The organism is Microlunatus soli, from assembly GCF_900105385.1.
GTDB classification, from domain to species: Bacteria; Actinomycetota; Actinomycetes; order Propionibacteriales; family Propionibacteriaceae; genus Microlunatus; species Microlunatus soli.
Map to the genome: position 1 here is coordinate 1,851,687 of NZ_LT629772.1, position 24,013 is coordinate 1,875,699.

Genomic DNA, 24,013 nt, shown 5'->3' on the forward strand with positions numbered 1-24,013 from the left:
AGGTGGGATGACGGCGGCGTTACCGTTGGCCCGTGATCGCCTCGGAGAGACACCAGCAGGACATGAACCAGCATGATCGAACCGAGCAGGACCGACCTGAGCAGGTCGAGCACCAGGACCGGACCGCCGAGCGGCTGCTCGGAGCGCTCGGTCGGGTGCTGCGTTCGGAGCAGATCGTCGCCGATCCCGCGGTGATGAGCGGGCTCGCTCACGACGATGCCGAGTGGGCACCGTGGCAACTGCCGGTCGCGGTGGTCCGCGTGGAGTCCACGGCCGATGTGCAGGCCGTCGTGCAGGTGGCGATCGAGCACCGTGCACCGGTGGTGCCGCGCGGCTCGGGCACCGGGCTGTCCGGCGGCGCGAACGCGATCACCGGCGCGATCGTGATCGATCTGTCGAAGATGACCAAGATCAAGATGATCGACCCGGTGGAACGCTTCGCTGTCGTGCAGCCCGGCGTGATCAACGATGACCTGCGCGCCGCGTGTGCCGAGCACGGCTTGTGGTATCCGCCGGATCCGGCGAGTTCGCCGTGGTCGTCGATCGGCGGCAACGTTGCCACCAACGCCGGCGGCGTCTGCTGTGTGAAGTACGGCGTCACCGGCGACTACGTGCTCGGACTGGAGATCGTCACCGGACGCGGTGAGGTGGCCCGGATCGGCAAGCGGACAGCCAAGGGCGTGGCCGGCTACGACCTGACCTCGCTGCTGGTCGGATCGGAGGGCACCCTCGGCATCGTCACCGAGATCACCCTCCGGCTGCGCTGGCAGCGTCCCGCCGAACACACCGTCGTCGGCTACTTCGACTCGATCACCGACGCCGGCGTCGCCGTGACCAAGATCGCCGAGGCCGGACTGACACCGTCGGCACTCGAACTGGTCGACCGGCAGTGCCTGGAGGCGGTGGACGCCTGGAAGAACATGGGCCTGTCCGCCGACGCCGATGTGATCCTGTTGGCGCGCTGCGACGCCCCGGACGACGCCGGCGCGGTCGAGGCAGCAGGAGTTGCGGCAGCCTTCGATGCGGGCGGTGCCACCTGGAGCGCAGCAACAGATGATCAGGAGGAAGGCGATGCACTGTTCGCCGCCCGCCGCCTGGCCTACCCCGCCCTGGAACGGCTCGGCCCGGTGTTGACCGAGGACATCTGCCTGCCGCTACGGCAGGTGCCGGCCATGCTGGCCCGGATCCAGCAGATCGCGGTTGATCATGAGACCACGATCGCCAACATCGCCCACGTCGGGGACGGCAACCTGCACCCGTTGTTGATCACTCCGATCGGGGACGAGCCCGCTCGGGTCCGGGCGCAGGCTGCGTTTGCCGACATCATCGCCGGCTGCCTCGAGCTCGGCGGCACCGTCACCGGCGAACACGGCGTCGGTGTGCTCAAGCTGAACGGCCTGGCCTCGGAACTTTCGCCCGTGGTGCAACGGATGCAGGCGGATGTGAAGGCTGCGCTCGACCCGTACCGGATCCTCAATCCCGGCAAGGCGATCGCGCCGGTCGACAATCCGGAGGGCGACACCTGATCACCGTCTGGTGACCTCGAGCGGCTGCCCGTCTGGGTCGGTCAGGTCGAGCCGGTGACCGTCGTCGGAGATCTGCACCCGATGACCGTCGGCACGCAACCGATCGGCGACCGCGGCAAGATCATCATCGGTCTCGAGGCCGATCCGGTAACAGTCAGGGGCGTCCTCGGCAGCTGTCACTCGATGCAGGACGACAGCACCATGCGATGCCGACTCCCATCGGATCTCGTCGGCCGTTGCCGGCCGGGTCGAGCGGTGTAATCCGAGCGCTGCGAGGAGTGCTTCGGCGGAGTCCGGGTCCACGGTGTGCCAGTGGGTGATCACAGTCACCGGGCCGGGTGTCGGGTCGGTCACCTGATAGCCGTACGGATCGGGTTGGATCTCGTTGATGATCATGGTGCGCCCGCCGATCGCGACCGAAGCCTGGTGCCCGAAGGCCTCGTCCCAGACCTCGACCTGAAACCCGTCCCGCGTCCGCATTCGGTCGGCGAACGCCGGCACGTCGTGGGCCACCAGCACCAGATCGGTGCTGCCGGATTGGGCGTCGGCGGTGCTCGACACACGCGTTGCATGGATGCTGACCGAGCCCTGCTCGGCCTGCAACTCCAGCCAGGTGCCGGCGTCGTTGCCGATCCGCTGGCTCAGGCCGAGCAACTGCAGAAAGCCGCCGACAGCGGGCGGATCTGTGGAGAAGCGGAACGCCGACACCTCCAGTGTCTGGGCGGTCGGCTGGGTCTGATCTTGATCGGTGGTCATCATTTCCCCCGCTCCTGGGTGCTGCTGGACAGATAGGCCTGAAGGGCGGATTCGACCAGAGCGGACAGGCTTCGCCCCTCGTCGATCGCTCGGTGTTTGACCTCACGGACGAGGTCCTGTTGCAGATACACGTTGAACTGCACCTTGGGTGGACTCTGCTGCGGCATGACAGAATGCTAGCACTCTAGCAAGCCGGATCGCGAGGCCGACGTGGAACGGGTCGCCCGGCCCGGATCCGGGAGATAATCCTGAGATGAAGACCGCGGTTGTGGCCAGGGCACATCAGATTCCGACTCGGCTTCCGATCCAGCTTGAGGTCGGCGACCACGTGCAGGTCGGAGAACGCGACAGCGAGTGGCCGGAATTTGTGTTCGTCAGTGCGACCCACGGCACTGGATGGGTGCCGGCACGGCACCTTTCTGCCGGCTCGGGATCCGCGGTTGTTACGACGCCGTACGACACAGCGGAACTACCGACACACGCCGGAGATGTGCTCGAGGTCCTTGCTGAGGACGCTCAAAGCGGATGGGTCTGGTGCAGAACGGCTAACGGCCGCGAAGGCTGGGTGCCGTGCAAAACTCTTGAGACGCCTGCCTGACGAGGCACACCGTGGTTCGATGCGACTGCCGCTCGAAGATCAACATCAACCAACCACGGTGCGGCCACCGAGGACCGTGGACAGGACCAGTCCGCCACCGCCGAGCAGCGTCATGTCGTCGTCGGCTCCGGCCATGATCACCGTCGGCGGGTCGCCGCGATGCGGACTGAATTCGGTCAGCCACTCCGTCAGCCGTTGCTCCATCAACTGGCCGCCACGACAGGCGTCGCCGTGCAGGATGTAGGTCCCCGATCCCAGCATGTGTTCGTTGTTCGCCAAACCGATCGCGAGATTCTGCGCGTAGCGGTCCAGCAGCCCGGTCGCCGCTTGATCACCGGCTGCGGCGCCGGCGGCCAGGCGACCGGAATCGACGGAGTCCGGGGCATCGAGTCCGACCCGACGGGCCTCGCGGCGCAGCCATCCTGTGGTCGCCACCGTCTCCCAACAGCCGGTCCGACCACACAGGCACGGCTCGCCGTTCATGTCGACGACGGTGTGCCCGTACTCGCCACCGGCACCGTCCTCACCGCGGATGATCTCTCCGTCATGCACGATGCCGAAGCCGAGCGCCTCGCCGGTGTAGACCGATGCGAAGTGCGGCAACAGCCGACCGGCGCCGAACCACTGATCACCCAGCGCTTGAACCCGTGGATGATGATCAACGATCACCGGCACGCCGAACCGTCGCCCCAGCAGGTCGGCGATCGGATACTGGCTCAGCACCGGCGCCAGATGCAGTGACAGGATCGTCCCGGTCCGGGTGTTGATCATGCCAGAGGCAGCGATGCCGATCCCGAGCAGGCGATGGCCGTCGAAGCACGCGTGCGCGAGTTCGTTGATGGCGCTCTCGAAATCATCGAGTCCGGCTCCCGTTCGGACTGCTCGTGCCCGCCGGGATCGGATCCTGCCGTCGAACCCCAGGCGTGCGACCGTCACTCCGGTCGGCGCGACGCGCATGGCGCCGAGTTCGGCGCCGTCGGGATTGAACCAGAGCGGACGTGCCGGCTTGCCGCCGGCCGACGACGAGGCGAGCACCTCGCCTTCGACCAGCGTTCCGTCGTCGATCAGCGGCTGCAGGATCGTCGCCACCGTCGCGCGTCCCACCTGCAGCTCACGGGCCAACTGCGCTCGGCTGGTCGGCCCCTTCCGATGCAACAACTCGAGCAGCTTGCCGCGGTTGGCCTGACCTATCGCCGACGGGCTGAGCAACCGAGCACGGCTGGGCAACCGAGCACCACCGGGCGTTGGGACGCGATCGGGCAGCCCGGCATCGCGGGGCGACTGCGACACCATCTGACACCTCCTGCCGGAACTCTGCCCTGCCCGAGGCATCGGCGCCAGCCTTCACGACACCGTTACATCAGGGGCTGGACGTTCGATTCCCGGGTATGTATGTTTCTAGGACAAACTTACTTGATCGAACCGCGCGCCCGTCGGGGGTCCCCCGACTTTCGACCATCGGTCCGACTTCTCGGCCGTGATTCCGGCGGGCCGCTACCCGAGAGCTCGATGGGAGCATCGATGGCATCACCCGAACCACAGCAGATCGGCGTCGTCGGCGGAGGGATCCGCGGCTCGATGTTCGCGGCCGCCGTCCGGCAGAATCCTGCTGCCCGGCTGGAAGCCGTCTGCGAGCCCGATCCGACCCGTCGGGAGCGGATCGCCTCCGATCTGGACGTCGCCACGTTCGGCGATCTGGCGTCGATGATCGACAGCACCCCGGAGCTCACCGCGTTGATCATCGCCACGCCGGACTTCGCCCATCGCGAGGTCGCCCTGGCGGGGATCGCCGCGGGTCTGGACCTGATGATCGAGAAGCCGCTGGCCACCACCCGACCCGACGCGCGGGCGATCGTCGCCGCTGCACAGGCGGCGGGGACCAAGATCATGGTCGGCTTCGAGAATCGGTGGAACCCTCGATTCGCCGAGGTCCGCCGCCAACTCGCCGCCCATCCCGCTCCGGTCGTCAACCAGGTGATCAATCTGAACGACACCCGATACGTTCCGACCAGGATGTTGTCCTGGGCGGCGCGCTCCTCCCCCGGCTGGTTCCTGATGCCGCACTCCCTCGATCTGGCGATGTGGCTGTCGGGTGCGACTCCGATCTCGGTGTTCGCCCGCGGCCGACGCGGCGCGCTGGCTGCGGCCGGTGTCGACACCTGGGACGCGCTGACCGCGTCGTTCACCATGTCCGACGATTCGCTGCTGGTGCTGAATTCCCAATGGGTGCTGCCCGAGACGACTCCCGCCGTCTTCGATTTCCGCTACGAGATCCACACCGAGGCGGCGAGCTACCACTTCGACATCTCTCATGACAGCGTCACCCGGTACGACGCGTCCGGTGCGTCCTGGCTGCAGTTCGGGGTGACCGAGCACCAGGGCCGGCTTCGCGGCATCCCGATCGACATGGTCGACGACTTCATCGCCAGCCTCGGCGGGAGCCCTCTCGACCTCCCTGACGGACCGCACGGCGAACTGATCACGACCGCGATCGAGGCCGTACACGACGCCGCGGAAAGCGGCACCCCGCAGGCCATCGCGCCGACGCGCTCCACCCTCCCGACCCTGTAGCGACAACCGATTTCTGGAAGCCAACGAAGGAGTCCGACCATGTCCATCCCGCGATCCACCGATCTCACGCGCCGTCGCCTGCTGTCGATCGGGACGCTGACGGCCGGCGGCCTCGCCCTGACCGGTTGCGTCAGCGCCAACAGCGGTGCGGGAGCGGGCAGCAAGCCCAGTGCCGGCGGCTTGAAGTCCTCCGGCGCGCCCAGCGGCGAGATCACCATCGTCGACGACAACACCAATCTGGTGTTCAAGAAGTCCACGATCGCTGCCTTCGAGAAGGCGACCGGGGTCAAGGTCAGGAGTTACAGCCAGGGCAACTTCAACGACCTGCATGATCGCTACGCGACCCTGTTCGCCGCGCAGGACAGCAGCGTCGACGTGGTGATGACCTGGGCCGGTTGGTCGGCGGAGTTCGGTCAGGCCGGCTGGTTGGAGGAACTCGATCGCACGGTTGTGCCCGACAACCTGATCAAGCCGGCCCTGGACTCCGTCTCCTGGCAGGACAAGCTCTACGGCCTGCCGAAGTTCTCCAGCGTGCAGACGATGTTCTGGAACAAGACCATGTTCGCCGACGCCGGCGTCGATCCCGACACCGCACCACAGGACTGGAACAGCTTCCTGAAGGCCGCCAAGAAGCTGACCCGCGGTGATCATTTCGGGTACGCCTGCGACATCGGCAACCCGGCGGGCGCGTACCAGAACTTCCTGCGGATGCTGCTGCTGAACGGCGGCACCATGTACGACTCCGACTACCGTCCGATCTTCAACAGCGAGCAGGGTGTCCAGGCGCTCAGCTACTTCGTCGACCTGCTGCACAAACACAAGGTGATGGACCCGGCGTCCTTGCAGATCACCAACGCCTCCGATCTGAGCGATCTGTTCGCCAAGGGATCTACCGGTGTCGTGTTCAACTGGCCGTCCCAATGGTCAACCGCGATCGCCGAGACGTCTCGGTTGGACCCGACGACGGTCGGTAATGGCCTGATCCCGGGGATCAGTGTCCGTTCCGCGTCGATCGACGGCTCCGAGGGGTTCGCGATCAACAAGTACTCCAAGAACAAGCAGGCGGCGCTGGCCTGGCTGCAGTTCGTCGCGACCGGAAAGGTGCAACGCAAGATCGTCGCCGACGAGGGCTGGTTCCCGGTGACCGACGACGTGTTGACCGACCCGGCCAGCGTCAAGGCGCTGCCGGTGCTCACCACCTATCAGCAGTCGACCAAGTATGCGACCAAACGCTTCGGTGTCCCCTGGTCCAACGAGCTCGATCAGTTGATGTCGGTCCAGGTCAGCAATGCGATGAACCGCAAGACGACGCCGAAGCAGGCACTCGACGACGCGGTCAAGCAGACCCAGAAGCTCGTCACGAAATACCTGAAGAAGTAGTCCGATGGTGACCAGTCGTGCCGAACGGCGGCGGCGCCGTGATCTCCGCTTCGGAATCACCCTCGCGCTGCCGTCCGCTGCTGTTGTCGTTGCCCTGCTCGGCTATCCGATGGGCTACGCGATCTACATGTCCACCTACAACTGGAACGACAAGGTGCCCGGCCTGCATCCGTTCGTCGGGCTGGCGAACTACGGTCAGCTGCTCGCCGATCCGCAGTTCCACGGAGCGCTCGGTCGGACGGCCGTCTTCGCCGCATTCACGGTGCTCGGCGGGGTCGCGCTGGCGGTCGCCATCGCCAGCCTGCTGAACAAGGACTTCCGCGGCCGAACGCTCGCCCGGGTGCTGCTCCTGGTGCCGTGGGCAGTCCCGCCGGTGGTGAACGGCATCATGTGGAAGTTGATCTTCGACGGGTCGAGCGGCGTGTTGAACTCGATCTTGCTCCGAATCGGCGTGATCGACACCAAGGTCCAATGGTTGGCCGACCCGGATCTGGCGATGCTGGTGCTGATCTTCGCCGAGCTGTGGAAGCTGCTGCCGTTCCTCTGTCTGCTCCTCCTCGCCGGCATGCAGGGTATCCCGGCCAGCATCTACAAGGCCTCGACGATCGACGGCGCCGGCCGGTGGCAACGATTCGTCAAGATCACTGTGCCCAATCTGCGGGGACCGCTGCTGTTCGCACTCGTGGTGCAGTCGATGTGGTCGCTGAAGGTCTTCGACAGCATCTACGTGTTGACCGGCGGATCCGGCGGCCCGGCGGAGGGGACCACGACGATCAACTTCCTGGCCTACCTGATCACCTTCAGCAATCTCGATCGCGGCTACGGGGCCAGTCTCGCGGTTACCACGATGATCCTGGTCGTCCTGGTCACCGTGTTCTGGGTCGTCCTGCTGGGACGGCGGGACCGGAAGGAGGTCGCACGATGAACGCCGCTACCCGGCGAACAGGAAGCCGTGCCCGCCGCCGCGCCCGACTCGCCGTCGGGCATCGGATCCTTGTGCTGATCTTGGTCGGCTACCTCCTGGCACCGTTCTGTTGGATGGTGATCTTCAGCCTGTATCCCTCGCAGGCCCTGCAGCAGGATCGTCCCGATCTTTCCCCCGAGTTGATCACGTTGACGTCCTACGGTCGGCTACTCGCAGACAGCTCGTTCCTGCAGCCGATGGCCAATTCTGCGATCACCGGACTCGCCACGACGTTGATCTGCATGGTCCTCGGGTCTGCGTCCGCCTACGCGATCGCGCGCTACCGGTTCCGCGGCCGCCAGGTGTTGTTGTTCGGCATGTTGACGGTGCAGGCGATCCCGGTGATCGTGTTGGCGGTTCCGCTGTTCATCCTGCTCCGCGCCTTCGGGCTCTACGACCAGGTCGGCGGATTGATCATCACCTACACCGCGTTCATCCTGCCGTTGGTGATCTGGATGATGGTCGGCTTCTTCGGCGACATCCCACCCAGCCTGGAACGGGCAGCCATGATCGACGGCTGCAACCGGCTGCAGATCATGTCCAAGATCGCCTTCCCGCTGGCGGCGCCGGGCATGGCCGCAGCCGCCATCCTGGCTTTCATCACCAGTTGGAGCGACTTCTTCCTGGCCAAGGTCCTGACCTCGACCCACGCGACCACGCTGCCCGTCAAGACCGCGGCGTTCCAAGGACTGTTCGCCATGGACTACACCTCAGCAGCGACCGCCGGCGTGATCACCGCGATCCCGGTCCTGCTGCTCGCACTGATCGCACAGAAGTGGATCATCCGCGGCCTGGTCGAGGGCGCGGTGAAGGGATAACGATGGCTGAGATCGAGTTGATCAACGTACAGAAGACCTACGGCCGCGGCCGGAAGGCCACTCCGGCGGTGCACAGCCTGGGCTACACCATCGAGGACGGGCACTTCGTCTCCCTGCTCGGCCCCTCCGGCTGCGGCAAATCGACGACGCTGAACATGATCGCCGGCCTGGAGGACATCACCGACGGGGAGATCCTGATCGACGGCCAGCGGGTCGATGATCTTGACCCGGACAAGCGCGATCTGGCGTTCGTCTTCCAGGACTATGCCCTCTACCCGCACATGGACGTCTACGACAACATCGCCTTCGGCCTCAAGATGCGCAAGGTGCCCAAGCAGGAGATCGAGGAACGGGTCCGCGACGCCAGTCGGCGACTGGACATCGAGCATGTGCTGTCCAGCAAACCCCGCAATCTCTCCGGCGGGCAACGGCAGCGGGTGGCGCTGGCCCGGGCGATCGCCCGCCGGCCGGCGGTCTTCCTGTTCGACGAGCCGTTGTCGAATCTCGACGCGCTGCTACGCGATCAGACCCGCAGCGAGCTGAAGATGTTGCACGCCGAGCTGGGTGCCACCAGTGTGTACGTGACACATGATCAGGAAGAGGCGATGTCCCTGTCGGATCGGATCGCGGTGATGAGCCGCGGCCGTCTTGAGCAGTACGGCACACCGTACGAGATCTACAACCGGCCGGCGACCCGATTCGTCGCGTCGTTCGTCGGCAAGCCGCGGATGAATCTGCTGGCGGCCGAACGGATCTCCGGAGACATGTTTGCGGTGGGCCGCTCGGGCCTGCGGGTCCCGATCCCCACCGACCGGGACACGGTGATCGTCGGCCTCCGCCCCGAACAGTGTGCGCTGCGCCCGGCAGAGCCGGACCAGGCGCACGGGACGACGAAGGTGATCGAGCCGCTCGGCAACGTCGCCGACATCACCGTCGATCTCGGCTCGGCCCTGTTCACCGTCCGGATCCCGGGCTTCGGCGACTTCGAGGTCGGTCGTCCGGTGACGATCGACCTGTCAGCCACGCCACTGCATGCCTTCGACACCGACACCGGAGCCCGCCTGGACACCTGAACAACAATCCCCGTCGAGGTCACGACGTGCCGACAGGTCCCTGAGCCTGTCGAAGGGCACGGGATCGTCACCCAATACCCTTCGACAAGCACAGAGATCGTCGACGGGCTCAGGGCAGCTGATGAACGGCGAACGGCAGCACCTCGGAGGCGCCGGCATCGGTGAGCAGTTTGCCGGCGACGGTCAGGGTCCAGCGACTGCGGATGGTGTCGTCGACCAGTAACACCGGTCCGTCCAAGGCGGTCCCCGGTTGAAGACCGAGGCCGGCCAGCAATTCGCGGACCCGGACCCCGGAGGATGCATCGTCGGTCGGTGTCGGGCCGGTGATCGTCAGGGCGTCGACCAGCGGCAGTCGGCCGACGGTGGACAGGTGCTGCGCCACCGAACTGATCAGGGTCGGGAACCGTCGAGACGGCATCGGCACCACCGCTGTCGGCCGTTGCCAACTGCGCGACCACCGCTTGAGCACCTCGACGGCCGCATCCAGGATCTCCTGCGGGACGGCGGCGTCACGCCGCCAGAGTTGATCAAGGGTCTGCTGCCACGCCGGATCGTCGGCGAAGGCGATCGCCCGGCCCTCGCCGAGGAAGTTGATCTTTCCCTTCACACCATCGATCTTGGACGGCCACAGCTTGCGCGGCTCGACGGTGACGTCCAGGCCACGGAAGAATCGTTGCGCGGCTTGGACGATCTCACTCGACGGTCGTGGTCCGGGATCCGGCAACTCACCGGTACACACCGAGCACCGGCCACAGGGCGCCGGATCCGGATCATCCAACGCCTGCTGCAGGAACTGCATCAGGCAACCCTCGCCGTGGGCGTACCGCCGCATCAGGTCGGCCTCGGCCGAACGGACCCGACGGAGTTCGGTCCACTTCGCCTGGTCATAGGTCCAGCCGTTGCCGGTCGGCACCCAACCGCCGGACACCTTCTGCACCGCGTCGTCGACCGCGATGATCTTGAGCAGCGTCGACAACCGGCCCGGTCGGATCCCGGTCGCCGTACTGATCGCAGCCTCCGACATCGGCTCCTCGGTCAGCTGGTCGAGCACCCGGTCGACCTGCTCCGGATCGGGGATGCCGGCGGTCGCGAAATAGTCCCAGATCCGTTCGTCGGCCTTGGCCGGGACCAGCACGGCGACAGCGTCGTCCAACGCACGACCGGCACGTCCGACCTGCTGGTAGTACGCCACCGGGGACGCCGGAGAGCCGAGGTGGACGCAGAAGGCCAGGTCGGGTTTGTCGTAGCCCATCCCGAGCGCCGAGGTCGCGACCAGCGCCTTGATCTTGTTGTCCCGCAGCCGGTCCTCCAGCTCGGTGCGATTCTCGGTCTGCCCCGTGTAGGCGGCGACGTCCAGGCCCTGCTCGCTCAGGAACCCGGCGACCCGGTCGGCCTCGGCGACGGTGAGCACGTACACGATGCCCGAGCCGGGTAACGACTGCAGCGCCTCGGCCACCCAGGCGTAGCGTTCCAGCGGCGACAGTTCCGGAACCACTGTCAGCCGCAGCGACGCACGGGCCAACGATCCGCGCAGGGTCAGCGTCTCGCCCCCGTCGTGGGCCAGCTGGGCAGCGACGTCGCGGGTGACCCGCTCGTTGGCGGTCGCCGTGGTCGCGAGCACCGGCGTCCCGGGCGACAGCGACAGCAGAGTGCGGGTCAGCCGCTGATAGTCGGGTCGGAAGTCGAAACCCCAGTCCGATACACAGTGCGCTTCGTCGATCACCAGCAGGCCGCACCCGGCCAACAGGCCCGGCAGCCGCTCGGCGAACCGTGGATTGCCGAGTCGCTCCGGTGACACCAGCAGGACATCAAGCCGGTCCTGGTCGAGCAGGGCGAAGATCTCGTCCCAGGCCTCGAAGTTGGTCGAGTTGACCGTCGCAGCCCGCAGTCCGGCGCGTTCGGCGGCGGCGATCTGATCCCGCATCAGGGCCAGCAGCGGGGACACCACCAGGGTCGGACCACCGCCGTTGCCGCGGATCGCGGCGGTCGCACCCCAATAGGCCGCCGACTTTCCCCAGCCGGTCGCTTGGACGACAAGCACCCGGCGTTGCTCGTCGACCAGCGCCTGCACCGCCCGCAGCTGATCGGCTCGGGGCTCGGCCTCCGGGCCGGCGGCGGCCTTGATGGTCCGGTCCAGGATTGCGGCGGTGCTCTGCGTCATGGCGCCATCATGCCCCGAGCTGCCGACGGCGCGATCGCGTCGTCCACAGCTCGCTTCTTCCCGCGCCCAGCAGGGTGTGGTTCCGGGACCTTCCCGATACTCCGCGGCTCCCTCCGTGATGAGCCTCGTCTGTTGTAAGGATGGTTCCTTGCTGGGGACGGCCGAGACGATCGCCGATGTCCCGTTCGACCGTGTCCGCGCCCTGCTGACGTCGGCCGGAGCGCCGACCCTGCTGGGAGTCAGTGGCCGTACCACAGGTCTCACGATCGGAGTCGAACCGGAACAGTCGATGCTGTGGGTGCACGGCGGCTACTGGTATCAAGGCGAGGATCTCTTCATCGCCCAGGGACCCCACGACTCGGACCGGACCCAGGTCGTCTATCGGATCAGGAACATCTCCGGTCAACCCGACCTGCTGATCCGGCTCTGGCAGCGAAGCATCCTGAAGGGTCAGCAACACCAACTCGAGCAGTACGCCGCGGAGTTGGCACAGCGTCTCTGAACCACGGCGAGGCGACCGAGTGGAAGCCACGGGTGGAGTCCGGGGCAGCATCGACGCTGGCGGCACACGCCTGGGCCGCGCTCGTGAGGCTGAGCAGGATCGCGGCATTGCCAGGATCGCGCTTGACGCCGACCGCGAATGCGGCGTCGTCGCCCGGTCCACCCCACAGGTCCACCGCGTACCACAGCGGTCCCTTCGGCGGCATGCGCGAGAACCCGGGCAACTGTTCCGTCCATTCCCGGGACGGGCACATCCCCGCTTCGCTCACGATGGCGTTCGAGGAAATCTCGACAGGCTCTGGCGGCCGACAGAATGTCCGCGCCGCCCATTGTGGCGGGAGACCCATCCTGGTCGCGTGCAGCAGTCATGATCAGTTATGCCTTGATCAACTGCTGTCGAAGGTCGCCGGCCAGGTTGCCGCGTTCGGCAACCTCCATTCCCCCGAGTTCCAGCCAGCCGCGCAATCGATGCAGTTCCTCGGCGAGCTCACCGGCAACGTCCCGGGCGTTCTGGCCGGGCTCGAGGTAGGCACTCTGCACCATCAGCACGCCGCGTTGCCGATCGGCCTTCAGGTCACAGCGGCCGACCAGGGTCTCACCGAGCAGGAAGGGCAGCACGTAGTAGCCGAACTGTCGTCGCTCGGCGGGGACGAAGAGCTGCTGGGAAAGCGGATTGGTGAAGCCACACAGCAGTTCGGCACTCACCCGGATGAAGGAGTCGAACGGGCTCAGCAGGGCCCGCAGGTGCATCGGCTTCGGCACCCGGGTGCCGGGCAGCAGATAACCGGGCTCGGTCCACCCTTGGACGCTGATCTTCTCCAGCCTGCCATCCTCGACCAGCTCGGCGATCCGGGACTTCCAGTCCGGACGCAGCCACCGACCATTCGACCCCTGGACCAGGGTTCGATGTCCGGACGCGCGGAGACCGAGGTAGGCCGCGATCTGTTTCGCGGTTCCGACGCCGACAGCTCTGGCGGCCAGCATCAGCAACTCCCGTTGGGATTCCTCCGGGCCAAGCGTTTCGGTCTCCAGGATCTCGGCAGGGATGACGCGTTCGGCGATGTCGTAGAGCCGGGTGAAGCCGCGCCGACCGGCGACGGCGAGCAGGCCGCAATCCAACAGCGTCTCCACGACGACCTTGCTCCGATCCCACCCCCACCAGGAGCTCGTACGGGGTCTGGCCGCGGCCAACTCAGAGGCCGCCAGCGGGCCATGCTCGGCGATCTCGTCATAGATTGCGGCGACATCGTCCCGGGTTGAACGGTCGGCACCTCGCGGCCAGCCGATCCAGCTCAGTTCGCGGATCGGCCAGGTCCGGTAGCGCTGCAGGGTGTAGAGCCGAACAGGGACCAGGCAGGTCGCGTGCAGCCAGGTCTCGAACAGCGCCCGACGCCGGTAGGCCAGCTCGTCGAGTGCCGACATCCGATACGGCCCGAGCCGGGAGTAGAGCGGGAGATAGTGCGACCGGACGAGGACGTTCACCGAGTCGAGTTGGACGGCGACGAGGCGCTCCGCGAGACGGGCGACGTGGGCCAGCGTCGGTTTGCTCGGCTCGCGCCCGAATCCCTGTGCCTGCAGGGAAATTCGGCGGACCTCGGGCAGTGACAGGGCGTTGTCAGTGGTCATAGCCCTGCTCCGCCATCGCGGATCGGAGATAGTTGATCACGTGCTGTCGGGACTGCTCGGTCGCGTCGTCGGCCGCCGGGCCATTCATGGCCCACTGCAACGGGGTCTCGCCCGAGGTGTCGGACAGTGCTGCCAGGTCGGCACCGCGCTGCACCAGTGTCCGCACTCGATCGAAGTCACCGCGCCAGGCGGCGATGTGCAATGACGACGCCGGCCACGGCGGCCGCTCCAGGGCGTCTTCGAATGCTCGGCGATCATGAACCGGCCGGCCGTGGGAGATGATCACTCGCTGGAACGGGAGAGCGAGCATCGCCTGCAGGTCGGGCAGGGCGCGCTCTTCGTGGGTGGGTGACATCCACACCCGCAGCGAGCCGTCCCGTTCGGTCATGCCATCGCCGAACACCAGCGTGTGGTGCTCGGGGATCCACAGCGGCGTCTCGGCCCAGCCGCGGACATCGCGGAACGGGACCAGCCCGCCGGGCAACTCGGTCCCCGGGACGATGGTTTCGACGTCGGCCGTCAGTGGCCCGATCGCCGCGATCATGTCGGGATCGACGTCGTTCGGCCCGAAGACGCGGCAACCGTACCGGTCGGCCAGCAGATCGCTGCTCCATCGGCTCCGATCACCCCAACTCTCCCGCAGATGATCGGGGATCAGCACAGCGACCGCGGTCGGGGGACGGTCGCTGAGGCGATCCCAGACCGCGCTCGCGTCGTCCGGCGGAAGCAACGGGTCGAGCACCCAGCGCTGATCGCCGACGTCGACGCAGACGCTGGTCACGACCTCCGGCCAGTCATGCCCCTCTTTCCAGGACGGATGCTGTTGACGCCAGATCCACAGGCCCGGTTCGAGATCGATCACCTCGACGTCAGGATGTGCGGTTCGGCCCATGTCGTCGCCTCTCCCCTCAGATCAAGATCGTTTGGTCCGAGATCGTTTGTGCCGAGATCGTTTCGAGGAAGATCATCATCCGAAGGCCCAGGTCACCCGATTGAGCAGATCGCCCCACTGTGAGATCAGCTGCCCGACGCCGGCGAACCCGACCGCCTGCGTCGCGTCGGCGAAAATGTAGGCGGTGGCCTGCCGGCCTCCGTCATGGTCGAGCGTCTCGCTGACGAGCTGTCCCGCACCGGTTGTCACCGCTGACCTCCTAGTGTCGCGCGCCATCAATTCGTGGGTCGTTACGACGCACGGACTTCTGACACGCGACACTAGCCTGCTTCAGCGGTCACCTCCACGGATTGACCGTTCAGTACTTCACCCGGAAGTTGCCGACCAGTTGGATCCGGTTGTCGTCGGGATCGCTGATCGGGCACAGCCGCACCCCCTTGTTGGCCTCGACGATCTCGCCGGCCTGCAGTCCCATCTCCCGGACCTCGCGGACGCCCTCGTCCAGGTCCGAGACCGCCAGGTTGAACAGGCCGTGGCCGGCGCGGACGGGGTCCTCGGTCACCTGCAACCAGCCACCGCCGGTGACCTGCCATTCGACCAGGGTGTCCATCGGGTTGTTGTCCGGCTCCCGGCCGAACAGCTTGCTGTACCACTCTCGTCCTTGAGCGATGTCGCTGACGGCAAGCACCGCCAGCAGATGATCGACATGCGCCATGATCAGTTCTCCTTCACGTCGGTGGCAGCGGCGAATTCCGCGGCCAGGGTGTCCAGTTGGTGCGCGGTTCCCTGCTCCCGCCATTCCGGTCGCTCCTGACCGGGCAGATACATTCCGTGTTCGGTGAGCACCAGCACCGTGTCGTCGCCGTCGGCGCGGAACTCGACACTGGTGGCCGAAACCGTGGACAGCTGGTCCTCGGTGTGCAAGGTCGACGTGGTGAGGATCCTGGTGTTCGGCACGATCTCGGCATAGCGGCCGCGATAGGTCAGCCGACGGCCGTCGCCGTCCGGCCCCGTGACCGTCTCCAGACCACCGACCACGAAGTCCTGGGAATGCTCTGCCCCTTGGGCCATCCAGCGTCTCCGGGCTTCCGGCGTGGCCCAGGCCGCGAACACCCGATCGACCGGGGCGCTGTAGCGACGTTCCAGGGTGAACGTCGAATGGGTAACCTCCATGATCATTTTCCCTTCAGGTAGTCGTCGAGTTGATCAAGCTGCCGCTCGGTCTCGGTACGCTGCCGGCCGAGCCACTGCTCCGCCTGCCGGAGCGCCGTGGGCTCGATCCGGCAGCTGCGGACCCGGCCGACCTTCTCGGTCACGATCACGCCTGCTGCCTGGAGGACCTGCAGGTGTTGCATCACCGCAGGCAGTGACATCGTCAACGGTTCGGCAATGGCTTTCACCGTTGCCGGTCCGCGAACCAGTCGCTCCACGATTGCTCGTCGCGTCGGGTCGGCCATCGCCTGGAACACTCGACCGAGCGGATCGGGATCCGATTGGTTAACCATGTACTTAACTATGGGTCTGCGATGACGCAAAGTCAAGCAATCACTTAACTATTCCGCGCAGACTTGTTCCGAGGGCGACTCGGTAACACGTACTGCGATCTGTTCGGATCGGTCGCGGCGTTGAGGATGATCTCGAGTCGGGTCCAACCACTGCAGTGGGTCGCGCCGGTTCAGCTGGCGGAGTCGACCTCGGGGCGATCGGGGACCACCAGCGGCGCCTCTCGGGGCATTCGGATGGCAGCCAGGAAGCCGACCGCGAGCAGCAGACCGCCGGCAAGAAACGCCGCCGGATAGGACACCCGGTCAGCGAGCAGGCCGGCAACCAGCGGACCGACGATGGCCCCGATGTCGGAGCACATCGAGAAGATCGCCACCGGACGTCCGGCGCGGCCACCAGCAGCATCTCCCACCGCCGCGGCCGGTGCCGTACCGAGGAAGGCGGCAGCGACGCCGTAACCGCACAGGATCGCCCCGAGCAGCCAGATGTTCGGCGCGATCGGCACCAGCACGATCGCCGCGCAGGCGATCACACCGCCGGTGATCATCGCCGGTCGACGCCCGACGGTGTCGGTGAAGCGGCCCGCCGGCCCCAGGGCGATCGTCTGCACCACCGACGCGCAGGCGAAGGCGATCCCGGTCCAGGACGGCTTGCCGTGCAGCACCTCAACCACCAACACCGGCACCAGCGACGACCGGACGCCGAAGGAGCTCCAGCCCTGCGCCAGATTGGTCAGGCAGGCAGCCTGGTAGCGCCGGTCGGCCAGCACCCGACGGAACGGGATCGGCGCCTCGGCACGCTCGGGTGCGGCCTGTTCGGGCGCCCGCAGCAGCAGCAGTCCGACGGTGCCGGCGGCGATCAGGGTGCCGGCATAGAACAGAAAAGGTGCGGTGATCGAGATCGTGGCGAGCACACCGCCGACCGCCGGGCCGGCCATCCCGCCGAGCAGGAAGCCACCCTGATAGATGCCGGTCGCCCGGCCGCGCCGGTCCGGTGCGACCACTCGCAACAGCAGGGTCATCGCCGAGACCGTGAACATCGCCGACCCGATCCCACCGGCAGCGCGCAAGATCAACAACTGCGGGTAGTCCTGAGCCAGCGCGACCAGCCCGCTGGAGATCGCCACGATGAACATCCCGACGCCGAGCACCACCCGCTCGCCGAGCATCGAGATCAGACGCGGACAGAACGGGCTGCAGATCAACCGCATCAGAGCGAAGGCCGAGACCACGGCCCCGACCTCGAAGTTTCCTACTCCGAACGATCGGGCGAAGACCGGCAGCACCGGCAGCACCACGCCGAAGCCGACCATGACGCAGAAGGCGATGACTCCGAGGACCAGGACTTCGCGTGGCATCCCGGAGACGGCGAACCTCTTCACAAGCGGTCAGCCTACGGGTCGGCTCGGCCACTTACCGCGCGGGCTTGAGCACAGGTTCGATCGGTCAACGACCCGTCCGCGGTGCGATCAAGCCCGCTACGCCGCGGGCGCGTTGCAGAATTCAGCAGCCGCCGGCGACGGCGGGGATGATCGAGATCTGCGCCCCGTCAGCGATCTCGGCGTCCAGCCCGCCGATGAAACGGACATCGTCGTCGCCGATGTAGACGTTGACGAAGCGGCGCAGCGCACCGGCATCGTCCAACACCCGGGCCTTGATGCCCGGGTGGTTGGACTCCAGATTGTCGATCAGCTCGGCCAGGTTGCCACCGTCGGCCGAGACCTCCTTCTCACCACCGGTGTAGTTGCGAAGGATGGTCGGGATCCGTACCGATGCACTCACTTGGCAGCCTTCCAGAAGTCTTCGAATGCGTCGTAACGCGGCGGGATGGTGGTCTTCGGTCCGACCTTGTCGGCAACCGCGTCCAGGGTCTTGAGTCCGTCGCCGGAGTTGATGATCACGGTCTCGGCGGACGGATCAAGATCACGGTCGTTGATCAACTTCGCCGTTACGCCGAGGGTGACACCGCCGGCGGTCTCACCGAAGATGCCCTCGTTGCGGGCCAGCCGCTGGATGTTCTCCACCACGGTTGCGTCGTCCACGTCGGTGATCTTGCCGCCGGTGCGGCGTACCACGTCCAGCACGTACGGCCCGTCGGCCGGGTTGCCGATGGCCAGCGACTTGGCGATGGTGTCCGGCTTGACCGGAGCAACGACATCCTGGCCGGCCTGGTAGGCCTGCACGATCGGCGAGCAACCGGTGGCCTGCGCACCGAAGATCTTGTACGGCTTCTCCTCGACCAGGCCGAGCTTGATCAACTCGGTGAAGCCCTTGTCGATCTTGGTCAGCTGGGAGCCGGACGCGACCGGGATGACGACCTGATCGGGCAGCCGCCAGCCGAGCTGCTCGGCGATCTCGAAGGCCAGCGTCTTGGAACCCTCGGCGTAGTAGGGCCGGACATTGACGTTGACGAACGCCCAGCCCTCTTCCTCGCCGGCGATCTCACTGGCCAGCTTGTTGACGTCGTCGTAGCTGCCCTCGATCGCGATCAGCGTGGTGTCATAGACCGCGGAGGCGAGGATCTTCTGCTGCTCCAGGTTGCTGGGCACCAGGACGACCGACTTGATGCCGGCCCGCGCGGCCGCGGCAGCGACAGCGTTGGCCAGGTTGCCGGTGGACGGACAGGCCAGCACCTGCAAGCCGAGCTCGCGGGCGGCGGACAGCGCGACGGCCACCACCCGGTCCTTGAAGGAATGCGTCGGGTTGCCGGAGTCGTCCTTCACCCAGAGCTGCTTCAGACCGAGGTCGTCGGCGAGGTTGCGGGCGTCGACCAGCCGGGTGAAGCCCGGGTCGGTGGAGCGGAAGGTCGCAATGTCGGCCGGGACCGGCAGCAGCGAGGCGTAGCGCCAGATGCTCTTCGGTCCGCGTTCGATCTGTTCACGGGTGATCTCGGGGTATTCGTAGCCCACCTCGAGCGGGCCGAAGCACTCCAGGCACGCATAGAACGGGCCGAGCGGGCTCTTCGCGCCGCAGGCGCGGCAGACGAGGTGGGTGGCGTTGCCGAATGCGCCGGGCCGACAACCCGCGGGGGCTTCGGTCTGGAGTGCTGTGGTCACAGCAGATACCGTCCTTCATCTCTCTCGGCCGGCTTTCGTACCGAGTCGGAGTTGGCACCGGTGCTGAGTTGTCAGCTGGTTGCCGGGGGGTCACTGGGCCGAATCCCTCGCCCCCTCTGGATGAGCTCTGCTCAGCGTACGGGTCGGCCACCGGTCCATACCTAATCGCATCCCATATTTCGGCCAAACTGACCACAATACGAGACGACCTGGTGGGCGGCGGTAGGGACGCGGGCCGGCCTACTCTTGCTGCATGGACGACGTGCGACCGATCGGCGGCGGGCGGTTGACCGCTCCGCAGCAGCTGCGGCGACTCGGCAATTGGGCCAATCTGTCCACGCCGGTGGGCCTGCTGATCGCGCGGATCGGGCGTGCCGATGTACAGCGTGGCCCGCGCGGGCTGGTGCTCGCCGACGGCTACCGGCTCGGCTTCCCGATCGCCGGGGCGTTCACCGTGGGCAACGTGGTGATCACCGCCCGGAGCTGGCCGGACCTGTTGGCCACCAGTCCCAACCTGCTCCGGCACGAGGAACGCCATTCCTGGCAGTACTTGGCCTGTCTCGGGCTGCCGTTCTTCGGTTTGTACGCCGCCGCGATGGGCTGGTCGTGGTTACGGACCGGCGATCTGGCCCGGGCCAACGTCTTCGAACGCGCCGCCGGACTGGCCGACGGCGGCTACCTCTGATCCGGTTCCCGGCTGGCAGACGCTCAGGACAAAGCGTTGCGGGCCATCGCCAGCCGGTCGGCTCGCCGTCCCGGCATGGTGTCCCAGTAGTAGCTGAACGCCCCGAGCGCGATACCGAGCGCCCAGGCACGGGCCCGCAGCCACTCGGGTTGGTCGATCCCGAGCCGCTGCCGGAACACCTCGCGGGCGGGGTCGTCCAGCACTTCCCAGGCGCCGTGCAGGTCGATGGTCGGATCGCCGATCGACAGCGAGCCGAAGTCCAGGACGGCGGTCAGCCGGCCATCGCGGAGCAGGAGGTTCTCCGCGACCAGATCGCCGTGATACCAACGGTCCGGGCCGAGCTCGGCCGCGCCCGGCAGCGTCAACGCCTCCTCCCACAACGCGAGCGCGGCGTCGAGGTCCAGATCCAGACCGTCGATCGATCGGCAGAGGTCGATGTTGCGTCGGGTGTCGGCATCGAATTCGACCAGTGGGCGGCCGCGATACCAGCGCAGGCTGTCGTCGGCGCGGGCCTGCTGCGGCACTTCCAGCGAACGCAGCGCCGCCACGACGTCGGCCAGATCCTCGGCCAACGCGATCGGCGATGCTCCGAGCGCCGGATCGCCACCGGGACGGGCCGGATCGCCAGCGGGATGGGCCGGATCGACACTGGCCGGATGGACGCCGTCGATCCAGCCGACGACCGACCAGCGCTCGGGGTAGCCGAAGCCCGGATCTCCGACAGCGACGATCTGCGGCACCGTGACCGGCAGCTGGGAGGCCATCAGCGGTGACCAGCGGCGTTCCTTGGTGATGCTGTCGCCGTTGCCGGGTTGCCGTGGCATTCGGACCAGCAGCTCATCGCCCAGCCGGAACAGCAGATTGGTGGAGCCGGACGCGCCCAACGGTGTCAGTGGCAGCGCGGCGTACTGCGGAAGATCGCGGTCGAGCAGCGCTCGCACCAGGTCGAGGTCGATCGACAACTCGTCGTCGTGCAGCGGCCGGTTCACGGCTCAACTGTGGGCGGTGCGCTCACCGGTGTCGAATGATTTCGCCTGACGGCGGCAACCCTCAGGCGTCGATGTTGAGATCGATGCCGAGCCGACGAGCCGAACGGTTCCGCTGCCGGGTGGCACGCAGCCGACGCAGTCGCTTGACCAGCAGCGGATCGGCGGCGAGCGCCTCCGGGCGGTCGATCAGCGCATTCAGCAGCTGGTAGTAGCGGGTCGCCGACATCTCGAACTTGTCCCGGATCGCCTGCTCCTTGGCGCCGGCGAACTTCCACCACTGGCGTTCGAAGGACAAGATCTCGGCATCGCGGTCGCTGAGCTCGTCTGCCCGGTCGTCGCCGGGAACGAATGCTGCTTCGTTCGCTGACACCATGTCCTGCATCTTAGGGGGCGAATGACAGATGTGTCATTCGCCTGCCCGGCGCGCCGCCGGGTTGACCGCAATGATCATCGCGATCGGGATCACGACGACGCGGTTGCCGGCAGCGAAATGCGATGGGGTTGGATGGTCCTCGTGACCGAGACGCAGGACAAGCGCATCCGTTGGGGCATCATCAGCACCGGGCACATCGCCGGGGTCTTCGCCCGAGACCTGGCCTTGCTGCCCGACGAGGCCGAACTGGCCGCCGTCGCCTCCCGGACCCAGGACAAGGCTGACGCCTTCGCCGCCGAACACGGCTTCGCCCGGTCGTACGGCAGCTACGCCGAGCTGGCTGCCGACGACGCGATCGACGCTGTCTACATCGCCACCCCGCACAACGACCACGTCGGCTCGGCCCGAATGTGTCTGGAGGCCGGCAAGTCGGTGCTGGTGGAGAAGCCGCTGACCACCAGCGCGGCCGACACCGAGTCGCTGATCGGGTTGGCCCGGGAGCGCGGCCTGTTCCTGATGGAGGCGCTGTGGACGCGGACCAATCCGCTGCTCCGCAAGGCCGTCGAGGTCGCCCACAGCGGTGAGCTCGGCCCGATCCGGCACCTCGACGTCAGCTTCGGCTTCCGGTTCTCCGGACCCGATGACCATCGGCTGATCGATCCGGCCCAGGCCGGCGGCGCGATCTGGGACCTGGGCGTCTACCCCACCCACCTCAGCAACGTGTTCCTCGGCGAGCCGACCGACCTGGTCGGCTTCGGGCACCGGACCCACACCGGGGTCGACAGCCATGCCGCAGCCACATTGCGGTTCGCCGCCGACGGCGACCGACCGGAGATCACCGCGTCCCTGCTCGCCAGTCTGGAGATCGACCCGACCAACCGGGCGACCGTGTTCTGCGAACAGGGCAAGATCGAGTTGGACTCGGTGGTCAAGCCGGAGTCGATCACGGTGGTCCGCGGGACCGGCGGCGACGCCGAGCGGGAGGAGATCGTCACCCAGCTGCTCGGCGGCGGCTACACGCTGCAGGCTCAGGAAGTGATGCTCGGAGTGCGGTCGGGCAAGCTGGAGTCGCCCTTGGTGCCCTGGGCGGACTCGCTCGCGGTCGCCCGGACCTTGGACCGCTGGCTGGAGACCGTCACAGACGAGGTGCCGGCCAAGCCGGCCGGTTCGGCAACGTCTGGATCCGGTCGATCCGATTTCGCCCAGTCCGCTTCCGATCGGTCAGGATCCGAACGGTGAAGCGACTTCTGGGCGAGATCCAGCCGTACGCCTGGGGTTCCAAGGACGCCCTGCCCCAGTTCCTCGGTGTGCCGGCGACGGGGGCACCGCAAGCGGAGTTGTGGCTCGGCGCCCATCCGTCCGCGCCGGCGACGATCGACGGCGAACCGTTGGATGCGGCGATCACCGCCGCCCCCGAGGATTTGGTGGGTACGGCGCCGGTGCAGCGATTCGGGCCGCGATTGCCGTACCTGATGAAGGTGTTGGCGGCTGCCCAGCCGTTGTCCCTGCAGGCGCACCCGGACCGCGAACAGGCCGAGGCGGGGTTTGCCCGGGAGAACGCGGCCGGGATCGCAGTCGATGCACCGGAGCGCACCTACCGCGACGACTGGCCGAAGCCGGAAGCGCTGTGTGCGTTGGGAGAGTTCCACGCCCTGTGCGGGTTCCGGGAACCAGCCGAGACCTATCGGCTGTTCGCCGAACTGGGCGTCCAGGCTGCTGTTGATCTTGTCCGACCGCTGCAGTCCGGCGGCCCGGCAGAGCTCCGCGACGTCTTCGCCAGCCTGCTCCGGTTGGACAACGCGGCCGACCTGGTCGATCAGCTGGTCGCCGCCGCGACCAAGATCAACTCCGAGCCGGGAGAGCTCGGCGACTTCGCCCGGACCGCGGTCGAGATCGCCGGGTTCTACCCCGGTGACCCCGGCGTGCTGGCGGCATTGATCATGAACCGGGTCCGGTTGCAGAAGTACGACGCGCTCTACCTGCCGGCCGGCAATCTGCACGCCTACCTGCGCGGCCTCGGCGTGGAGATCATGGCCAACTCCGACAACGTGCTGCGCGGCGGCCTGACCTCCAAGCACATCGACGTCGACGAGTTGCTGCGACTACTGGACTTCACTCCCGGCTGGGCCGGCCCGGTGCCGGTTGTCGAGGAGTCCGGCGGCGTCTACAGCTACCGGACCGAGGCACCGGAATTCGCACTCTGGCGGATCGAGATCGGTGATCGGCCGATCGACCTGCCGGCCGACGGGCTGGGCCGGGTGGTGCTGGCAACGGACGGCGCCGTCACTCTCACCGGTACGGCAACCGGCTCCGCACCGCTGGAACTGGCAACCGGGCAATCGGCCTTCGTGCTGCCGTCGGAGACGGTCCGAGCGAGCGGTAACGGTACGGTCTTCGTCGGCTCACCCGGCGCAGCCTGAGCGCACTCCGCCCGACCGGACGAGTCCCGCCGCGCCACGATGTGCGGCCGGGGCGAGGCGACGATGGCGGGAATAATGGGCAAATCGGCTCGTGTTGGCACCGATATGCAGACCGATCGCGC

At 67.0% G+C, this 24,013-nt stretch carries 26 protein-coding genes and 1 riboswitch; of the genes, 11 read left to right on the top strand and 15 right to left on the bottom strand.

Translation table 11 applies throughout. The features are described 5' to 3' along the window. The first annotated feature begins 32 nt into the window (after positions 1-32). Positions 33-1,526 carry an FAD-binding oxidoreductase gene (locus BLU38_RS08610; protein ID WP_231920245.1) on the top strand — a complete coding sequence of 498 codons (1,494 nt, stop codon included), beginning with the start codon at positions 33-35 and terminating at the stop codon, positions 1,524-1,526. Here the strand turns inward: BLU38_RS08610 and BLU38_RS08615 are convergent, their stop codons facing one another. Both BLU38_RS08615 and BLU38_RS08620 read right to left on the bottom strand, forming a co-directional pair. After that, positions 1,527-2,285: a hypothetical protein gene (locus BLU38_RS08615; protein ID WP_091522994.1), complete on the bottom strand. Its 759-nt coding sequence runs from the start codon at positions 2,283-2,285 to the stop codon at positions 1,527-1,529. Next, the gene (locus BLU38_RS08620) at positions 2,282-2,449 is read right to left on the bottom strand and encodes a ribbon-helix-helix domain-containing protein (RefSeq protein ID WP_091522997.1); all 168 of its coding nucleotides are present in this window, start codon (positions 2,447-2,449) and stop codon (positions 2,282-2,284) included. The genes BLU38_RS08615 and BLU38_RS08620 overlap by 4 nt, the downstream gene beginning before the upstream one ends. An 86-nt stretch (positions 2,450-2,535) precedes the next feature. On the opposite strand from BLU38_RS08620, the gene BLU38_RS32305 reads away from it, so the two are divergent. Further along, positions 2,536-2,880, top strand: coding sequence for an SH3 domain-containing protein (locus BLU38_RS32305; RefSeq protein WP_091523000.1), 345 nt, complete (start codon positions 2,536-2,538; stop codon positions 2,878-2,880). 45 nt (positions 2,881-2,925) lie between these two features. Here the strand turns inward: BLU38_RS32305 and BLU38_RS08630 are convergent, their stop codons facing one another. Continuing rightward, positions 2,926-4,173: an ROK family transcriptional regulator gene (locus BLU38_RS08630; RefSeq protein ID WP_157683314.1), complete on the bottom strand. Its 1,248-nt coding sequence runs from the start codon at positions 4,171-4,173 to the stop codon at positions 2,926-2,928. Between the two features lie 228 nt (positions 4,174-4,401). On the opposite strand from BLU38_RS08630, the gene BLU38_RS30810 reads away from it, so the two are divergent. From BLU38_RS30810 to BLU38_RS08655, 5 genes are read left to right on the top strand one after another with little or no spacing between them, the layout of a single operon-like run. Beyond that, a complete protein-coding gene (locus BLU38_RS30810) occupies positions 4,402-5,451 on the top strand; it encodes a Gfo/Idh/MocA family protein (protein WP_157683315.1) in 1,050 nt (349 codons plus the stop codon). A 39-nt stretch (positions 5,452-5,490) separates the two neighbouring features. Further along, on the top strand, positions 5,491-6,831 hold the full coding sequence (locus BLU38_RS08640; protein ID WP_091523008.1) for an ABC transporter substrate-binding protein: 1,341 nt from the start codon (positions 5,491-5,493) through the stop codon (positions 6,829-6,831). Positions 6,832-6,835: 4 nt separating this feature from the next. After that, positions 6,836-7,756, top strand: coding sequence for a carbohydrate ABC transporter permease (locus tag BLU38_RS08645; RefSeq protein WP_091523011.1), 921 nt, complete (start codon positions 6,836-6,838; stop codon positions 7,754-7,756). Continuing rightward, positions 7,753-8,613, top strand: coding sequence for a carbohydrate ABC transporter permease (locus tag BLU38_RS08650; protein ID WP_091523014.1), 861 nt, complete (start codon positions 7,753-7,755; stop codon positions 8,611-8,613). The genes BLU38_RS08645 and BLU38_RS08650 overlap by 4 nt, the downstream gene beginning before the upstream one ends. 2 nt (positions 8,614-8,615) lie before the next feature. Beyond that, complete coding sequence (locus tag BLU38_RS08655) at positions 8,616-9,686, top strand: ABC transporter ATP-binding protein (RefSeq protein ID WP_091523016.1); 1,071 nt, start codon at positions 8,616-8,618, stop codon at positions 9,684-9,686. A gap of 109 nt (positions 9,687-9,795) precedes the next feature. On the opposite strand, the gene BLU38_RS08660 is transcribed toward BLU38_RS08655, so the two are convergent. Continuing rightward, positions 9,796-11,847, bottom strand: coding sequence for a RecQ family ATP-dependent DNA helicase (locus tag BLU38_RS08660; RefSeq protein ID WP_091523019.1), 2,052 nt, complete (start codon positions 11,845-11,847; stop codon positions 9,796-9,798). 148 nt (positions 11,848-11,995) lie between these two features. Here BLU38_RS08660 and BLU38_RS08665 point away from each other — a divergent pair, with 148 nt between their 5' ends. After that, on the top strand, positions 11,996-12,349 hold the full coding sequence (locus BLU38_RS08665; protein WP_157683316.1) for a hypothetical protein: 354 nt from the start codon (positions 11,996-11,998) through the stop codon (positions 12,347-12,349). Positions 12,350-12,723: 374 nt separating this feature from the next. Here the strand turns inward: BLU38_RS08665 and BLU38_RS08670 are convergent, their stop codons facing one another. From BLU38_RS08670 to thrC, 9 genes are all read right to left on the bottom strand, one after another. Next, entirely contained in the window at positions 12,724-13,974 is a 1,251-nt protein-coding gene (locus BLU38_RS08670; protein WP_091523028.1) for a winged helix-turn-helix domain-containing protein, read from the bottom strand. After that, on the bottom strand, positions 13,964-14,866 hold the full coding sequence (locus BLU38_RS08675) for an ankyrin repeat domain-containing protein (RefSeq protein ID WP_091523031.1): 903 nt from the start codon (positions 14,864-14,866) through the stop codon (positions 13,964-13,966). Before BLU38_RS08675 ends, BLU38_RS08670 begins: the two co-directional genes overlap by 11 nt. 75 nt (positions 14,867-14,941) lie before the next feature. Then, positions 14,942-15,115, bottom strand: coding sequence for a hypothetical protein (locus tag BLU38_RS30815; protein WP_157683317.1), 174 nt, complete (start codon positions 15,113-15,115; stop codon positions 14,942-14,944). A gap of 109 nt (positions 15,116-15,224) precedes the next feature. Beyond that, positions 15,225-15,581, bottom strand: a complete 357-nt coding sequence (locus BLU38_RS08680) for a VOC family protein (RefSeq protein ID WP_091523035.1) — start codon at positions 15,579-15,581, stop codon at positions 15,225-15,227. Between the two features lie 2 nt (positions 15,582-15,583). Next, the gene (locus BLU38_RS08685; protein WP_197680048.1) at positions 15,584-16,045 is read right to left on the bottom strand and encodes an SRPBCC family protein; all 462 of its coding nucleotides are present in this window, start codon (positions 16,043-16,045) and stop codon (positions 15,584-15,586) included. After that, on the bottom strand, positions 16,042-16,371 hold the full coding sequence (locus BLU38_RS08690) for an ArsR/SmtB family transcription factor (RefSeq protein WP_091523038.1): 330 nt from the start codon (positions 16,369-16,371) through the stop codon (positions 16,042-16,044). Before BLU38_RS08690 ends, BLU38_RS08685 begins: the two co-directional genes overlap by 4 nt. A 170-nt stretch (positions 16,372-16,541) precedes the next feature. Further along, positions 16,542-17,750: an MFS transporter gene (locus tag BLU38_RS08695; protein WP_231920246.1), complete on the bottom strand. Its 1,209-nt coding sequence runs from the start codon at positions 17,748-17,750 to the stop codon at positions 16,542-16,544. Between the two features lie 121 nt (positions 17,751-17,871). Further along, a complete protein-coding gene (locus tag BLU38_RS08700) occupies positions 17,872-18,150 on the bottom strand; it encodes a MoaD/ThiS family protein (protein WP_091523042.1) in 279 nt (92 codons plus the stop codon). Beyond that, entirely contained in the window at positions 18,147-19,424 is a 1,278-nt protein-coding gene (thrC, locus tag BLU38_RS08705) for a threonine synthase (RefSeq protein WP_091523045.1), read from the bottom strand. The genes BLU38_RS08700 and thrC overlap by 4 nt, the downstream gene beginning before the upstream one ends. 12 nt (positions 19,425-19,436) lie before the next feature. Then, positions 19,437-19,551: riboswitch (SAM riboswitch) on the bottom strand. Between the two features lie 126 nt (positions 19,552-19,677). Between thrC and BLU38_RS08710 the strand changes: the two genes are divergently transcribed. Beyond that, positions 19,678-20,109, top strand: a complete 432-nt coding sequence (locus BLU38_RS08710; protein ID WP_197680049.1) for a hypothetical protein — start codon at positions 19,678-19,680, stop codon at positions 20,107-20,109. A 23-nt stretch (positions 20,110-20,132) separates the two neighbouring features. Here BLU38_RS08710 and BLU38_RS08715 read toward each other — a convergent pair whose 3' ends face one another. Beyond that, positions 20,133-21,098: a phosphotransferase gene (locus tag BLU38_RS08715; protein ID WP_091523049.1), complete on the bottom strand. Its 966-nt coding sequence runs from the start codon at positions 21,096-21,098 to the stop codon at positions 20,133-20,135. A gap of 61 nt (positions 21,099-21,159) precedes the next feature. Further along, positions 21,160-21,471: a DUF3263 domain-containing protein gene (locus tag BLU38_RS08720; protein WP_091532158.1), complete on the bottom strand. Its 312-nt coding sequence runs from the start codon at positions 21,469-21,471 to the stop codon at positions 21,160-21,162. A 141-nt stretch (positions 21,472-21,612) separates the two neighbouring features. Between BLU38_RS08720 and BLU38_RS08725 the strand changes: the two genes are divergently transcribed. Both BLU38_RS08725 and manA read left to right on the top strand, forming a co-directional pair. Continuing rightward, entirely contained in the window at positions 21,613-22,710 is a 1,098-nt protein-coding gene (locus BLU38_RS08725) for a Gfo/Idh/MocA family protein (protein WP_157683318.1), read from the top strand. Then, complete coding sequence (gene manA, locus BLU38_RS08730; protein WP_091523055.1) at positions 22,707-23,891, top strand: mannose-6-phosphate isomerase, class I; 1,185 nt, start codon at positions 22,707-22,709, stop codon at positions 23,889-23,891. Before BLU38_RS08725 ends, manA begins: the two co-directional genes overlap by 4 nt. The last annotated feature ends 122 nt before the right edge of the window (positions 23,892-24,013 follow it).

Excerpts from the sequence above, each read along its gene's own strand:
- BLU38_RS08615 (WP_091522994.1), bottom strand. The coding sequence starts at position 2,285 with ATGATGACCACCGATCAAGATCAGACCCAGCCGACCGCCCAGACACTG.
- BLU38_RS08620 (WP_091522997.1), bottom strand. The coding sequence starts at position 2,449 with ATGCCGCAGCAGAGTCCACCCAAGGTGCAGTTCAACGTGTATCTGCAA.
- BLU38_RS32305 (WP_091523000.1), top strand. The coding sequence starts at position 2,536 with ATGAAGACCGCGGTTGTGGCCAGGGCACATCAGATTCCGACTCGGCTT.
- BLU38_RS08630 (WP_157683314.1), bottom strand. The coding sequence starts at position 4,173 with ATGGTGTCGCAGTCGCCCCGCGATGCCGGGCTGCCCGATCGCGTCCCA.
- BLU38_RS30810 (WP_157683315.1), top strand. The coding sequence starts at position 4,402 with ATGGCATCACCCGAACCACAGCAGATCGGCGTCGTCGGCGGAGGGATC.
- BLU38_RS08640 (WP_091523008.1), top strand. The coding sequence starts at position 5,491 with ATGTCCATCCCGCGATCCACCGATCTCACGCGCCGTCGCCTGCTGTCG.
- BLU38_RS08645 (WP_091523011.1), top strand. The coding sequence starts at position 6,836 with ATGGTGACCAGTCGTGCCGAACGGCGGCGGCGCCGTGATCTCCGCTTC.
- BLU38_RS08650 (WP_091523014.1), top strand. The coding sequence starts at position 7,753 with ATGAACGCCGCTACCCGGCGAACAGGAAGCCGTGCCCGCCGCCGCGCC.
- BLU38_RS08655 (WP_091523016.1), top strand. The coding sequence starts at position 8,616 with ATGGCTGAGATCGAGTTGATCAACGTACAGAAGACCTACGGCCGCGGC.
- BLU38_RS08660 (WP_091523019.1), bottom strand. The coding sequence starts at position 11,847 with ATGACGCAGAGCACCGCCGCAATCCTGGACCGGACCATCAAGGCCGCC.
- BLU38_RS08670 (WP_091523028.1), bottom strand. The coding sequence starts at position 13,974 with ATGACCACTGACAACGCCCTGTCACTGCCCGAGGTCCGCCGAATTTCC.
- BLU38_RS08675 (WP_091523031.1), bottom strand. The coding sequence starts at position 14,866 with ATGGGCCGAACCGCACATCCTGACGTCGAGGTGATCGATCTCGAACCG.
- BLU38_RS08680 (WP_091523035.1), bottom strand. The coding sequence starts at position 15,581 with ATGGCGCATGTCGATCATCTGCTGGCGGTGCTTGCCGTCAGCGACATC.
- BLU38_RS08685 (WP_197680048.1), bottom strand. The coding sequence starts at position 16,045 with ATGATCATGGAGGTTACCCATTCGACGTTCACCCTGGAACGTCGCTAC.
- BLU38_RS08690 (WP_091523038.1), bottom strand. The coding sequence starts at position 16,371 with ATGGTTAACCAATCGGATCCCGATCCGCTCGGTCGAGTGTTCCAGGCG.
- BLU38_RS08710 (WP_197680049.1), top strand. The coding sequence starts at position 19,678 with ATGGACGACGTGCGACCGATCGGCGGCGGGCGGTTGACCGCTCCGCAG.
- BLU38_RS08720 (WP_091532158.1), bottom strand. The coding sequence starts at position 21,471 with ATGGTGTCAGCGAACGAAGCAGCATTCGTTCCCGGCGACGACCGGGCA.